Below are 12,693 nucleotides of genomic sequence, written 5' to 3' on the forward strand. Positions count from 1 at the left end.
TAATCTAGTTAATCCTTACCAAAGTATCTGTAATAATTGCTTGGTTTGCAGGGTTTACTCTTGTTAAGATAAAGTTCCCAAAATCATCAAATTTACCAGCTCCACTTAAGGAACCTGCTTTCATTTGGTAATTTTCTCCAGACTGTTTTTGCAAGGTACCTATCAATTCGTCTTTTTTGTACACATTGTAGTTGTTTTTTTCTTTTTCAACCAGTTTGTATAGTTGACCTCTTAATTCTAAAACAATAGCATTAGAAGTTCTAGGAGCTGCTATAGGTTTAGGTTCTGTAATTACTTTTGGTGTGCTTACAGGTGTAGGTGTTACTTTAGGTGCTTTGGCTATCTTTTTAGAGGGTACGTATTTGTGATTTACAATTTTAGGATCTTTTAATGCTTGGCCAATGGCTTCAAAATAACTCTTGTCAAATTCTTTAATCCTACTTTTTCCCTCTACACTTGTATATATTTCTTGTCCATAACAATCGTTAAATACAAGTTTCATTTTGTTAGATAAAAGTCCTTTTTTAGCAATGTCTAAATGTAAAACATCACAAGGATCTATATCTTTTGGGATGTTTTCTCCATTGATATAAGCTTTAAAATTGTATTTAATTAAGCTAGATTTTAGAATCTTATTTAAATTGTATTCACCAGGTTCCGTTTGGAAATTAAATTGTTTAGGAATTAAAACGGCTGAATATTGATCTAGTTTACTCTGAGCTTGATTTGTAAGGATTCCTATAAAAAACAGGAAAAATACGATGCTTATTTTTTTCATGTATGGCAGCTATGTGTGGGTAACGAATATACTAAATTTAGGAGTTTTCGTTCACCATTTTACGAACGATTCTTTGAATTCCAGGAGAAAGACTTTCTAAATATTGTTCTTGACAGATGAATTCTAGCTCTCCGCTAAGTTCGGGGTACTTTTCGCAAACCTTGTGTAGAATTCTAAAAGAGACATATCTTACAGCGGGTGCTTTGGCAATGTTTTCCCATAATGTCATGCAACAATCAAACAAACGTCCTTCTTGTTCGTCATCTAGTGTTATTTTTTCTAAGATCTTTAGAATTTCTCTTTGATGTCCGTCCTTTTTTTTTGGAAGTTCTTCTATAAAATCATTTACAAAAGGAACAATTCTAGCATCGTTCTTTTTGGTGCAATGAGATAAAATCCATGTAGCTCTAAAAGCTTGCGGTTCCTGATTGGACAGTGCCAACTGAATGGCAGCGTTGTGCACTTCTTGTTGTTCTTGAAACAATTGGATTAGAAAATCCTTATCTAGTCTTTTGTCTAGAATGTTATCGAGGTTAATTGGGTTCATTTAATTCAAAAGAAATTAAGTCGAATTCTTTACCGTTTGCAATAATAGCTATTTTGTGGGTTCCAAAATAGTATTTTCGAGTAGTGATGGGTTTAAAATGTTGTTTTTTACCAATTTTATGAGTGCTAAATTCAGGATATTCCTTTTGACTAATTTGAAATATTTTTTTTGACAAACTCCCATTGTTTTTTAGGTAGTAAATGGCATACTCTAAGCGAATTAGCATTGGTTTTTTATAATTGTTTACCAAGTCAAAAGAAAAGTGTAATTCTTCTCCAAGCTGTATGTTTTCTGAATTTAGCTGAAGATTCTGAATGTCAATTTGAGACGTGTTTCCAAAACCAAATACAGTCATAATTCTAGGCTCAGCTTTTTTTAATAAACTGCGGTTGGCGTGTTTTAAAATCCAATCTGTAGCTTCTGTTTCACCGTAGTGTTTCTCTGTAAAGTCTACTACTATATTAGGATTGTCTTTAGAAATATCGTTTAAATTATTGGCTACACTTTTTCTTACATACGGGCTTTCGTCATTTAAAAGGTTTTCCAAAATAGGAAGAATACTAGATGGATCTTTTTTAAACACGGGCAAAGCCATGGCCCAAGGCAGTCTGGGTCTACAACCCTCGCTGGCCAATCTTCTAAGGTGTAAATTGGGATGAAAAGTCCATTCCGTAATTTTAGCCATTACGTACTTATGGTGCGATATAATAAAAGGTCTAATAGCAAACTCACAGCTTATAAAAGGTGTAATGGTTTCAAAACTAGCTACACTCTCGACTAAATAATCTTGTCCAAAAGTTTCTACATAATCAGGCAAAAACAGGTATTCATAGCCACCAGAAATTCTGTTTTTTTCTAGAGAAGGAATCAAATCTTTAATTTGTTGAATGGCTTTTTTAAAATCGGGATCTAAAAAATGATGTAATACCAAAGCAATATGATGCATGCGTTCTTTTAGTTCGTAGTTTTCCCATGCAGGAATAAAAATAGCTTCTAAAAAAGCAGTTTTATTTACTGTAGGATCTATTTCTTTAAAAGCCTTTAAGAAAGCATTAAAAAATGAAGTATTATATGCGTTTTTTAGTGGTTTCATATCTTGCATAAATTTAAGAAAGCAAAGTGAAAAAGCTATTCTAGTTTACATATTTTTGTAAGATGCAATCACTTTTAGTTATAGGGTATGTTTGGCCAGAGCCTTCTGCAACTGCTGCAGGAAGTAGAATGTTACAGCTCATCCATCAATTTAAAGAATTAGAGTATGCGGTAACTTTTGCCTGTCCGGCAGTAAAGCCCGCTACTGCTTTTAATTTACAGACTATTGGTGTTAAGGAAGAGCTAATAGCGCTAAACAGTGTTTCTTTTGATGATTTTATAAAAGAAATGAATCCAACCGTTGTGATGTTTGACCGTTTTTTAATGGAGGAACAGTTTGGTTGGCGAGTTACAGAGAATGCTCCCAATGCTTTACGATTGTTAGATTCTGAGGATTTACACTTTTTAAGAAAAGCAAGAGAAAAAGCGGTTAAAAAAGGAGAGCGTTTGCCAGAAAATATGTTGCTTACCGATGAGGCTAAAAGAGAAATTGCCAGTATGTATCGTTGCGATGCTACACTTACCATTTCGGAATTCGAAATGGAATACTTGCAAAAGACGTATCAGATTCCTAGCGATTTGTTGTGGTATGTTCCTTTTTTAATAGAGGTGAAACAAGAGTCTAAACCAGATTTTACAGACAGAGAAGATTTTATTTTTATCGGGAATTTTATCCACCCTCCTAATTGGGATGCAGTATTGCAGTTAAAGACAGAAATATGGCCTTTACTTAGAAAAAAACTACCCAATGCAAGGCTTCATGTTTATGGAGGATATCCGTCAGAAAAAGTATACCAGTTGCATAATAAGCAGCAGGGGTTCTTAGTGCATGGGAGAGCCAATGATGTTGCTGAGGTAATGCAAAAAGTCAAAGTTTGCTTAGCTCCGTTACGATTTGGTGCAGGATTAAAAGGAAAGTTGATAGATGCAATGCAAAACAATACTCCTTTTGTTACGTCTAGCGTAGGGGCAGAGGGAATGTTTGGTGTCATTGATTTTTCTGCTTCTATAGCAGATTTAACAGAAGAGTTTGTAGAGAAATCGGTAGCGATTTATACAGATTCAGCATTGTGGAACGCACATGCCGTAAAAGGGAAAGAGGTACTTTCTAGTCGATTTTCGAAAGAGTTATTTCAGGAAAAATTCAACCAAAAATTATCTTTTTTGTTACAGAATATAAAAAGCCATAGAGATTGTAATTTTATAGGAGCTATGCTGCAGCATCATTCTTTAAAAAGTGCTAAATATCTATCTAAATGGATAGAAGAAAAAAACAAGCATTAGAATTTATAAGTAAGATAAATACTTCCGTAGCGAATTAAATTGGTGTTTAGGTGTTTAAGATTTGCGGTATGGAAAATTCTATGGTAGCTAATGTTCCATTTTTTAAGGTTCCAGTACACGCCTATGTCATTGTACCATACCCAAGGTTTGATGTTAAATTCTTTCTGGGTTAAAAAGTTGGTGTTTCCTAATTCTCCAGTTACCGTATAGTCTTTAAACTGATATGTCATGTAGCTTTTAAGACCTATATAGATTTCTTTACTCCAAGATTGATTTTTGTTTTGAATGGACGTTTGGTAAAAAGAAGAGTTGTCTAAAGAATTCAACCTATTTTCACTTTCTAAATTTATTTTAAACCCTAACCCAGAAGATATATTAGAAAAAATAGAATGAAGCGTTGTGTTGTTTAGAAAAGTAACCTGCACCTTGCTTTCCTCTTTTGCATATAGGGTTCTAACATAAGAAGCCTTAATTCCAAAAGCTTTTTTTTCTTGAATTTGAGTATCCCACCCATTAGAAAAGCGTTTGCCATAGAATTTGTGTACAAAATTCTGTGTTTCTCTTGCTTTTGTTTTTTCACCGGTAAAACCATATTCAAACCCAAAAGAAATAAGGTGCTTGGTGTTGGCAATAAGTTCAGAATAGTTAAGGTACACATACCCTGCATATGGTCGGTCCTGAAAGTTCACCGATTCTATGTTGTAGTGAAAAGGATTGTACATTTTTTGACCTATTTTAATAGCGCGAATTCTTTTATTAAAACTAGCTGGAGTTGTTTTGGCTACACTGTTAAAAAAAACTTCCAAACCATTGGTGTAGTATTTGTCTAAAGAGAAAGAAGCATACAAATCGTTGTCTGTAATAAAGCCAAATTCATGTTGGGTGTTTTGTGCTTTTATAGCATTTGTTATAAAAGACAAGAATAGTATAAAAATTATTTTTAATACTTTCATTAAAGGTTGCTTAATTGTCCCAAAAGTACAACATATTCTGTCAACTAAACTATGTAAAAAGTTATGGAATATGTATATTTACTGTCCACAATACAATATTTATGTGTATGACTGAAAAGGAAATCCTATCATCAGAAGACTTTGCTTCTGTTGCTAATAAAGAAGAATTAATACAAAAATTAACCGAAAAGGGTATTGACGTTTCTGATATTCTAAACAAAATAAAATACGAAAAAGAACTAAAGCTATTACAAATAGAGTTGGTGAAATTGCAACAATGGATAAAGAAGAACAATAAAAGAGTTGCTGTTATTTTCGAGGGTAGAGATGCTGCCGGAAAAGGAGGAGCAATTCGTAGATTTATGGAGCATTTAAATCCGCGTTCTTCTCGTTTGGTTGCTTTAAACAAACCTACAGATATAGAGAGAGGGCAGTGGTATTTTATGCGTTATATTAAAGAACTTCCAAATCCTGGAGAGATTGTGTTTTTTGATAGAAGTTGGTATAACAGAGCTGTGGTAGAACCTGTAATGGGCTTTTGTTCCGATATACAATACAAAGAGTTTATGGCACAAGCACCAGAGTTTGAACACATGCTCTACGAAGATGGGTTGGTAATTATTAAGTTCTGGTTGTCTATTTCTAAAGACGAGCAACTAGTTAGATTTGACTCTAGACAAGAAAACCCTTTAAAAAGATGGAAATTTAGTCCTGTAGATAAAAAGGGACAAGAATTGTGGGATAGATACACCCATTTTAAAGACCAAATGTTTAGTAAAACCCATACGACTTACAGTCCTTGGGTAATTGTTAAAACCAACGATAAACAAGAAGCGCGTTTGGAATCTATTCGTTATGTATTGTCTCAGTTTGATTACGATGGAAAAGAGGAGGCAAAAACAAGTATATTTCCAGATCCAAATGTTGTAATGCATTATTTTAGGTCATCTTATCAAATTGATTAACATGGAGAATCTTACACCTAGCGATATAAAAAACTTAAACAGTAAGAAAGGTTTACAAGCTTTGTTATCTGATAAAGAAGTGAATGTGCCTAAGGCACTAAGGAGCGTAAATTACGTTAAGAACTTAAAGAAACTCCAGAAAGAGTTGATTAAGATGCACGAGGATATTATTGAAAATAACGATCGTGTAATTGTAATTTTCGAAGGAAGAGATGCAGCCGGAAAAGGAGGTGCAATTCGTAGAATTACAGAGCGTATCAACCCTCGTCATTTTAGAATAGTAGCCCTACCTAAACCTACCCAAGAGGAAAGAACTCAATGGTATTTTCAACGTTACATTAACAAATTTCCCAAGGCAGGAGAAATTGTTTTCTTTGATAGAAGTTGGTACAACAGAGCAGTTGTAGAGCCAGTAAATGGTTTTTGCTCGCAAGAAGAGTATCAAATTTTTATGGACAGTGTTAATGACTTTGAACGCATGATTACAGATTCTGGTATAAAGCTAGTTAAAGTATACATGTCTATAGATAAGAATGAACAAGCCAAACGTTTTGCAGAAATAAAAGCAAATCCGTTAAAACAATGGAAAATTACTCCCGTAGACGAAAAAGCTCAGGAATTGTGGGATGAGTATACGTTGTATAAGGATAAAATGTTCGAAAGTACGAACACTGGTCATGCACCATGGAAAATTATTAAGGCCAATAAAAAATCGTTTGCAAGAATCAATGCAATTAAATATTTATTGTCTAGAATACCTTACGACAAGAAAAGAAAGGTGTAACAAATCAACGTTTGAAAATAGATAAAAGGATATTTTCAAAACTGTTTAAGAAGAAGATGTATGCAGCAACCCGATTATCAAAACATATCTAAAAAAAAGCCAACTTATCCGGTACAACCTTTTTTTAGTGAATACCTATCAAATTATAATAGAAACGTATTAATCCCTATTTTTTACGACGACCTGCTTCGTTTTTCTGGAGCTATAGAAGTGTACGATGAACATGGAGAAGATACTTTGTGGGTACGTGTGTATTATCCAGAACACGAGCGTATAGGTATAGATAGAGATTTAAAAAAAGTATATTCTATTTTACACGGTGATGGGTCGGATACTTCGGTGCCTTTTTTAAATATAGATGCGGTAGATTACTGTACGTTTGGGAATTCTAAGCCTTTTAGAATTAAGGTGCGTAATGTCTTAAACGATAACTATACCTACATGTACATAAAAAAAGCAGATGCTTCTCGTGTGTATGGTTTGGAGTTAGAGCACTTGTTATCTCCTAACCGTATTAATTTTTTGGTACATGGTGAAACTTTAATAGAAGATCATATTTCTGGAATTCCTGGAGATATTTTTATACAAGATGGATTGGATTCGTATTCTGTTAGAACCCAAAAACAAATAGCCAAAGAATATGTAAAGTTTAACGAACGTTGCATTGTTCGTTTGTTGGGAGATATGCGTTCTTACAATTATGTAATAGTACCCACTCACGATTTTGATCAGGTACGTTATAGAATTAGAGCTATTGATTTTGACCAACAGTGTTACGAGGGGAAACTAAAAGTCTACATGCCTCAATATTTAAGAGAAAATAGGGTGTATGTAGATATGGTTCATAACAATCTACGACCAGAATCTATACAGCAGTACAAACAAGAGGAGCGATCTACTATTGCCAAGCGTATTCTATTAGGAAAAAAGAGAATTCGTGAATTGGTAAACTGTATGTTACAAGACCGTATTTCTTCCGATGAAAAAATAGAACAGTTAAAAAAGGATTTGGTAGATTATACTAAGGATACCAAGTTTTTAAAGTGCAAATGCATGGGCGAAATTATGGAAACCGCTTTTAATTATGTAGTAAAACATTACAAAGATAATAGAGAAGCTTTTGTCTGGTAGCTTTACCAGATAGCTTTTAAAATAATAGGTGATCGTAAGAAACGATTACCTATTATTTTTTGTTAAAAGTGCATGTGTAAGTAATCCCTAAATTTGAGACAAAAAAAGAAATTTAATAGAACATGAATACAGATAAAATGAATATAGAGGTTTGGAGCGATATTATGTGTCCCTTTTGTTTTATAGGGAAACGTCGTTTTGAAAATGCATTGGAGAAATTTCCAAACAAAGAAGGAATAAATGTAAGTTGGAAGAGTTTTGAATTGTATCCGGATATAGATACTAAGGCAGATACAGGGATTAAAGACTTTTTAGTAAAATACAAAGGAATTTCCGAGGATCAAGCATTGGGTTTAATGTCTAATGTTCGTCAGGCAGCAGCGGATACTCAGTTAAATTTTAATTGGGAGGAAGTAGTAGTGGCAAATACACGCAAAGCACATGAGTTGGTGCATTTGGCAGCAAAACATGGGGTTCAGAACCAAATGAAAGAGCAATTATTCAATGCGTATTTTACAGATGGTAAAAATGTAGACGATTTAGAAACGCTACTTCAAATAGGAGAGGGACTTGGACTGGATAGAGAAGCAATGGTAGTTTCTTTAACTACGAATGAGTTTACACAGGCAGTAGAAGCAGATGTTCGTGAATCTCAAATGTTGGGGGTATCTGGAGTTCCGTTTTTTGTGCTGAATAGAAAATATGCTGTGTCTGGTGCACAATCTGAGGACTACTTTTTAAAAGCTTTAGAAACTGCTTATGGAGAATGGAAAAATGGCGGATTGGCTACCATTGATGAAAAACAACAAGGTAGTAGCTGTACGCCTGGGAGTGGGTGTTGTTAATTTATATTAAAAAATAGTTCACGAATAGGTGCTCGTTATAAACGAGTACCTGTTTTTTTGAGGTATGTAGAAAGGTGAGTGTTGCGTATACAAACTATCCCAACTCAAAAGTAGTGATTCCATAGGTTTTCTGAATGTCTGTTTTAGGAGTGGGACCTAAATACATTCTAGCACATTCAAACGTGTATTTTCCTTTGTGTTTTTCTACGAGTTCTATGGCTTGTTGGTTTACTAGCGGAATGTCTAAATACACAGGAGCATCTAAGGCTGTGTTTAAGCAGGCTTTAAATAACTCTTCGGGAACCTTAGGAGAGTTCGCAAACAAAGGGCCTATTTTAAAACCGTTATTTACTTTTCTAATCGCCGCATAACCTTTAACAGTGTTGTCTGTAGAAAACTGAATAGCGTTACTGTTTGGGAGTTTTAACCATTCTCGTAAAAAGTTGTTTCTTTCATAGACAAAGCATGTTTGGTCATAGTTAGCTATGGTTGTGAAGTCAGATTGCTGAATGGGAGTCACTAGCTCGCTGTATGTATAATGTTTTCCTGTAAACTCATAACGAACATCTTTAAAAGCAATGTTAAAACCACCTTTGTTGTAAAAAGGTTGCATGGCTACCACACCGTCCATACCAATGGTTGCTTTGGGTTTAAGTCTGCTCAGGAGTAAGTTTTTTCTTAAGTGCCATAGTTTTTCTCCTATTCCGTTCCCTCTAAAGTCTGGGTGTACAATAAACAAACCCATAAAACCAAATTCTCCATGGTAAGAAACCACAGAACCACCAGCTATCAATTCGTTATTAGCGTAAAAACCATAAAAGCCCTCGGGGTCTGCTGCCCAAAAAGCATCTATGTCATGGGTGCCTGGATTCCAACCCTCGTTTTTAGCCCAGCTTAAGAGTGTTTTTAAACTGTTCTTATCTAGTGGTTGAATGGCTAAGTTTTCTACTTCTATTTCTTTCATGCTGTTTTCTTGTGTTTTTTTTAGCGTATTGAAACACTAATTGTGGTTGTAGTCCTCGAAGGGATTCGAGAACTAGAGGGATTATGCTTGAGACTTAAGAGTTTCTATACGGATCAATATTTTATCAAGAGTATCTATAAGTATATTTATTTGAAATTTCTTTATCGAAGACAAATGATTTAATTCATTATTTAATAAAGACATTAAATCATTTAAACAATGAAAGTCGTCTATGCAATATTTTCCTAGTGAAACATTGGCATAAATTTGCTCAGGAAAGTATCTCTTATTAAGGAAGTCTATAAAGTTTTGAATATTATGATTGGTCAAAGAAAGAATATTGGATGTCAATATCTTAGGATTAACTTTAGAAAATATAGAACTCTTTTCAAGAGATATATTACTACTCATAGATATTTCGGAAAGTCTTATTTCTAATTCGTTTATATTTTTATTAGTTATGCTTTCTAAAGTTAGTTTGATTGTTTTATTTTGATTTTTAGTGTTGTAAATTTTTATTCTTTCATTGCAGTATTGTTTTAAGTTTATGAAGAAAGCTGATTTACTCTGTAAGTATCCTTTACCATGAGAAAAGTCTTTTATTAATTGAAATGATGAGTATTGACTGTTATTTAATATTTCTTCAAATTTAGTTCTCAATTCTAAATCAAGTTTTTTTATATCTGTGGTGTGTATTTTATTTAGGTCTAATTCATAAAATATCATTGCTATGTGTATAAGAATATATGGGTTGTCAATTTTATTGTTTTTATATTCTTTTTTCATCTCTTTTAGTAAATCAGTAAACTCTTCATTTTCGAGGTTACTCCATAACCATAGTTTTTCCCAATTTTGAAGTTTAGATGTTCTAAATAATTTGTTTTCTAAAATACTATTGTTTAAGTCTGTAATATTTGAATAACCGTTATTTATAAATTCTGAAATGAATTCATAATTAATTATTTCATGTTCATTTTGTAGCTGGAATTTATCTATTATAATCTTGTACTTTAATCTTATGTTTTTAACATCTTCGTCTTCATCTTCAAATAATCTAGAAATGTTTCCTGATATTTTATGATTACCATTTTTGTATTCTAAATAAACTAATAAAAAATGGGCAATTAAGCTTTTACAAAATGTATTGTAGTTTTCTTTGCTAGTAATCTCATTAGAAAATTGAGAAGTGAATCTATCAAAATCAAAGATAGCTTGTCTGAGAATTCTTAAATTTTCAATTTTTGAAGCGATAAACAGCTCCTTGATTATCTCTAAGTTGTCTGAATATATTTTACTTTTAGATGTGTTTAATGTTTTGACAAACTGTTGAATAGCAGTTGAGGTGTTTGGTGATAAAGTAAGTGTCTGTCCAATTAATTTTTCTTTGAATTCATTGTACTCTTTTAGATCCTCGTTTTGCTTTGTAAACTTTGTTTCGTCTCCGATTAATATAACATTGCATGAGAGGTGTTCAACAAATTCATTTATATACCCGAATAGTTCATTTAATCTAATATTAGCTCTTTCTAAGTCATCAAAAATTAAAATTTTAGATCCCTTAATTTTTTCATTATCAGATTTTAAGATGCCAATAGAGTCTATGTTAATAGAGACTCTACCATCTGTTTCACCATCTCCATCAGTATCAATATTTATACTTGTGGCTGTTTTAATGACTCCAAAAAGTATTTTTTTTATAATCTTTGCAGATTTGGAATAAAGAAGGGGGTTTAGGACTTCTTTAATTTTTGAGATGATTTCATTTTTAGTTTTGACACCATAAAGACTTATGTAAATAGGTTTTAACTCTATTGTTTCTTCATCGAGGATGTTAGTTTCTTTATTCTTCCATTGATTAATTTTGTTCTTAATGAAGTAAGTTTTTCCTGCTCCCCACTTACCTTTTAATAACACAGCAAATTTAGGGTTAGGGGTGGCAATATACTCATCTAAGTATTTTTCAATCTGGTCGTTTGAGTTAAAATTAAGTTCTTTATTCATATCAATTTCTTATTTGAAGTATAACAATTATAAAATCAAGTCCTTGATAAAAATAAAAAATCCCAACACTAAAATTAGCATTGGGATTGATATTTTATATTAAAAAGAAGTCTATTCTACTCTTTCTAACAAAGCCATATAGAAACCATCGTATCCAGATTTATGGGCTAGTATTTTTTTGTCTTCTATAAATTTAAAATTCGGGTTGTTGGCTAAGAAGAATTCTACCTGTTGTTGGTTTTCGCTAGGAAGTACAGAACAAGTAGCGTATACCACTTTACCACCTACTTTTACAATTTTAGAATAGCGATCTAAAATTTCGCGTTGGGTATCTTTAATATTTTCAATGAATTCAGGGGCTAATTTCCACTTACTGTCTGGGTTTCTTTTTAAAACTCCCAAACCAGAACACGGTGCATCAATTAATACACGGTCTGCAGTGTTGTATAGCTTTTTAATTGTTTTGCTAGATTCTATTTTACGTGTTGTAATGTTATGAGCACCCGCTCTTTTGGCACGTTTCTTAAGTTCTACCAATTTACCACCGTAAATATCTGTAGCAATAATAGAACCTTTGTTTTCTAATAAAGCGGCAATGTGTAGGGTTTTACCTCCTGCACCTGCACAAGTGTCTACTACACGCATTCCAGGTTTTACATCTAAAAAGTCTGCTACTAATTGAGACGAGGCATCTTGCATTTCGAACAATCCACTTTTAAAAGCAGCTGTTTTAAACACATTTTTACGTTCTTCTAATTCCAACGCACAAGGATATCCTTTAATAGGTTGGGTAATAATATCGTCTTTAGCTAAAATGGTTTTAAGCTGTTCTTTGGTTCCTCTTAATGTGTTGGTACGCAAAATAGCAGATGCAGGAATGTTTTGAGCTTTAAGCTCTTTGGTCCAAACAGTTTCTCCTAGCTCTTTTGCACCTAGTTCATCCATCCAGTCTGGAATAGATTGCGCTATGGCACGGTTGCTTTGTAGTTCGTCAAACTTTCCTTTAATTCTTCTTACAGGAGTGTCTACAAAATATTTCCACTCAGGTAGTTCTATACCTCTTAAGACTGCCCATACAGCAAATAATTTCCACAAATTATCGCGAGTATAATGATCTTTAGTTCCAGCAATTTCGTTGTACAAACGTTTCCATCGTACAATTTCATAAATAGTTTCGGCTACGAACTTACGATCTCTAGCTCCCCATCTGGCATCCTTTTTTAGTGCCTTTTGCACCACTTTGTCGGCATATTCCTCCTCATTAAAAATAAGCTGTAATGAATCTATTACTGTAAAAACTAAATTTCTATGTAGTCTCATTGGTATTCCTTTTTGGAAGTGCAAAGTTA

Annotated in this window: 12 protein-coding genes; 5 read left to right on the top strand and 7 right to left on the bottom strand. The window is 33.2% G+C overall.

Annotation, left to right across the window (positions count from 1 at the left end; all coding sequences use genetic code 11):
• Positions 1-4 precede the first annotated feature (4 nt).
• The 3 genes from ACXHHC_RS15260 to ACXHHC_RS15270 are packed head-to-tail and all read right to left on the bottom strand — an operon-like array spanning position 5 to position 2,418.
• Positions 5-778: a hypothetical protein gene (locus ACXHHC_RS15260; RefSeq protein ID WP_458227230.1), complete on the bottom strand. Its 774-nt coding sequence runs from the start codon at positions 776-778 to the stop codon at positions 5-7.
• A 37-nt stretch (positions 779-815) separates the two neighbouring features.
• Entirely contained in the window at positions 816-1,325 is a 510-nt protein-coding gene (locus ACXHHC_RS15265; protein ID WP_458227231.1) for a hypothetical protein, read from the bottom strand.
• Positions 1,312-2,418: a DNA alkylation repair protein gene (locus tag ACXHHC_RS15270; RefSeq protein WP_458227232.1), complete on the bottom strand. Its 1,107-nt coding sequence runs from the start codon at positions 2,416-2,418 to the stop codon at positions 1,312-1,314. Before ACXHHC_RS15270 ends, ACXHHC_RS15265 begins: the two co-directional genes overlap by 14 nt.
• 62 nt (positions 2,419-2,480) lie before the next feature.
• Between ACXHHC_RS15270 and ACXHHC_RS15275 the strand changes: the two genes are divergently transcribed.
• The gene (locus ACXHHC_RS15275; RefSeq protein WP_458227233.1) at positions 2,481-3,701 is read left to right on the top strand and encodes a glycosyltransferase family 4 protein; all 1,221 of its coding nucleotides are present in this window, start codon (positions 2,481-2,483) and stop codon (positions 3,699-3,701) included.
• Here the strand turns inward: ACXHHC_RS15275 and ACXHHC_RS15280 are convergent.
• Positions 3,698-4,654: a lipid A-modifier LpxR family protein gene (locus ACXHHC_RS15280; RefSeq protein WP_458227234.1), complete on the bottom strand. Its 957-nt coding sequence runs from the start codon at positions 4,652-4,654 to the stop codon at positions 3,698-3,700. The two genes, ACXHHC_RS15275 and ACXHHC_RS15280, sit on opposite strands and share 4 nt — an antisense overlap.
• 107 nt (positions 4,655-4,761) lie before the next feature.
• Here ACXHHC_RS15280 and ppk2 (ACXHHC_RS15285) point away from each other — a divergent pair, with 107 nt between their 5' ends.
• The 4 genes from ppk2 (ACXHHC_RS15285) to ACXHHC_RS15300 all read left to right on the top strand — a co-directional run bounded on the left by ppk2 (ACXHHC_RS15285) (position 4,762) and on the right by ACXHHC_RS15300 (position 8,379).
• On the top strand, positions 4,762-5,619 hold the full coding sequence (gene ppk2 / locus ACXHHC_RS15285) for a polyphosphate kinase 2 (RefSeq protein ID WP_458227235.1): 858 nt from the start codon (positions 4,762-4,764) through the stop codon (positions 5,617-5,619).
• A 1-nt stretch (position 5,620) separates the two neighbouring features.
• Positions 5,621-6,403: a polyphosphate kinase 2 gene (ppk2, locus tag ACXHHC_RS15290; protein ID WP_458227236.1), complete on the top strand. Its 783-nt coding sequence runs from the start codon at positions 5,621-5,623 to the stop codon at positions 6,401-6,403.
• A 60-nt stretch (positions 6,404-6,463) separates the two neighbouring features.
• Complete coding sequence (locus tag ACXHHC_RS15295) at positions 6,464-7,534, top strand: hypothetical protein (RefSeq protein WP_458227237.1); 1,071 nt, start codon at positions 6,464-6,466, stop codon at positions 7,532-7,534.
• Between the two features lie 122 nt (positions 7,535-7,656).
• Positions 7,657-8,379 carry a DsbA family oxidoreductase gene (locus tag ACXHHC_RS15300; protein WP_458227238.1) on the top strand — a complete coding sequence of 241 codons (723 nt, stop codon included), beginning with the start codon at positions 7,657-7,659 and terminating at the stop codon, positions 8,377-8,379.
• 94 nt (positions 8,380-8,473) lie between these two features.
• On the opposite strand, the gene ACXHHC_RS15305 is transcribed toward ACXHHC_RS15300, so the two are convergent.
• From ACXHHC_RS15305 to ACXHHC_RS15315, 3 genes are all read right to left on the bottom strand, one after another.
• A complete protein-coding gene (locus ACXHHC_RS15305) occupies positions 8,474-9,343 on the bottom strand; it encodes a GNAT family N-acetyltransferase (protein WP_458227239.1) in 870 nt (289 codons plus the stop codon).
• Between the two features lie 81 nt (positions 9,344-9,424).
• On the bottom strand, positions 9,425-11,344 hold the full coding sequence (locus ACXHHC_RS15310) for a P-loop NTPase fold protein (protein ID WP_458227240.1): 1,920 nt from the start codon (positions 11,342-11,344) through the stop codon (positions 9,425-9,427).
• A gap of 111 nt (positions 11,345-11,455) precedes the next feature.
• The gene (locus ACXHHC_RS15315; protein WP_458227241.1) at positions 11,456-12,664 is read right to left on the bottom strand and encodes an RsmB/NOP family class I SAM-dependent RNA methyltransferase; all 1,209 of its coding nucleotides are present in this window, start codon (positions 12,662-12,664) and stop codon (positions 11,456-11,458) included.
• Positions 12,665-12,693: the final 29 nt, after the last annotated feature.

The organism is Wenyingzhuangia sp. IMCC45574 (genome assembly GCF_054182685.1).

What these genes read in the sequence shown, in the direction of transcription:
- ACXHHC_RS15260 (WP_458227230.1), bottom strand. Translation starts at nt 778, where the DNA reads ATGAAAAAAATAAGCATCGTATTTTTCCTGTTTTTTATAGGAATCCTT.
- ACXHHC_RS15265 (WP_458227231.1), bottom strand. Translation starts at nt 1,325, where the DNA reads ATGAACCCAATTAACCTCGATAACATTCTAGACAAAAGACTAGATAAG.
- ACXHHC_RS15270 (WP_458227232.1), bottom strand. Translation starts at nt 2,418, where the DNA reads ATGAAACCACTAAAAAACGCATATAATACTTCATTTTTTAATGCTTTC.
- ACXHHC_RS15275 (WP_458227233.1), top strand. Translation starts at nt 2,481, where the DNA reads ATGCAATCACTTTTAGTTATAGGGTATGTTTGGCCAGAGCCTTCTGCA.
- ACXHHC_RS15280 (WP_458227234.1), bottom strand. Translation starts at nt 4,654, where the DNA reads ATGAAAGTATTAAAAATAATTTTTATACTATTCTTGTCTTTTATAACA.
- ppk2 (WP_458227235.1), top strand. Translation starts at nt 4,762, where the DNA reads ATGACTGAAAAGGAAATCCTATCATCAGAAGACTTTGCTTCTGTTGCT.
- ppk2 (WP_458227236.1), top strand. Translation starts at nt 5,621, where the DNA reads ATGGAGAATCTTACACCTAGCGATATAAAAAACTTAAACAGTAAGAAA.
- ACXHHC_RS15295 (WP_458227237.1), top strand. Translation starts at nt 6,464, where the DNA reads ATGCAGCAACCCGATTATCAAAACATATCTAAAAAAAAGCCAACTTAT.
- ACXHHC_RS15300 (WP_458227238.1), top strand. Translation starts at nt 7,657, where the DNA reads ATGAATACAGATAAAATGAATATAGAGGTTTGGAGCGATATTATGTGT.
- ACXHHC_RS15305 (WP_458227239.1), bottom strand. Translation starts at nt 9,343, where the DNA reads ATGAAAGAAATAGAAGTAGAAAACTTAGCCATTCAACCACTAGATAAG.
- ACXHHC_RS15310 (WP_458227240.1), bottom strand. Translation starts at nt 11,344, where the DNA reads ATGAATAAAGAACTTAATTTTAACTCAAACGACCAGATTGAAAAATAC.
- ACXHHC_RS15315 (WP_458227241.1), bottom strand. Translation starts at nt 12,664, where the DNA reads ATGAGACTACATAGAAATTTAGTTTTTACAGTAATAGATTCATTACAG.